This window comes from Massilia sp. PWRC2, assembly GCF_049896725.1.
In the GTDB taxonomy this organism is placed as follows: Bacteria; Pseudomonadota; Gammaproteobacteria; order Burkholderiales; family Burkholderiaceae_D; genus JAFCUW01.
Map to the genome: position 1 here is coordinate 1 of NZ_JAFCUW010000059.1, position 517 is coordinate 517.

The 517-nt window shown below is 59.2% G+C and carries 1 protein-coding gene; it reads right to left on the minus strand.

The genetic code is table 11. The features are described from left to right. Positions 1 to 517: RHS repeat-associated core domain-containing protein (locus ACP7BZ_RS23030; RefSeq protein WP_426117535.1), on the minus strand; the 517-nt coding region annotated here is incomplete at both ends.

Below are 517 nucleotides of genomic sequence, written 5' to 3' on the forward strand. Positions count from 1 at the left end.
TCACCGGGATTGGTAATATGATGACTGGATCTGGATCTCGACCATCGGGATCAACATACCGATAGGGGTTGTTGTTTGAATACCTATATCGGTTAAAACTTCTACCTGAGCTTGGATTAAAAGTAACAGGATCAACGCTCAAAAACCGCCCCGCCACCGGATCATAATACCGCTGCTGCATGTACACCAGCCCCGTGTCGGCGTCGTTGACATGCCCGGTGAAGCCGATGGTCGGTGTCACGCCCCCAGCCGTGCGCCCGTAGGGCTCATAGCTGGTGCGGCTGATCACATTGCCGGCGCTGTCGCTGCGGGCGACCGGGCTGCCGAGCGCGTCGGTGTGGATATAGGTGACAGTGTCGGCCGGTGGCGCCACCTGGATCGCAAGATTGGGCGATGTTGCGCCGAACCACTCGACCTGGTCCTGCACCATTTTCCACTGGAAGTTGTAGGTGCCGGCAGCTGCCGGTGCCGTGACCTGGAAGGTGTAACCCGCCGTTTGACCGGGCGCCGTGGTGGT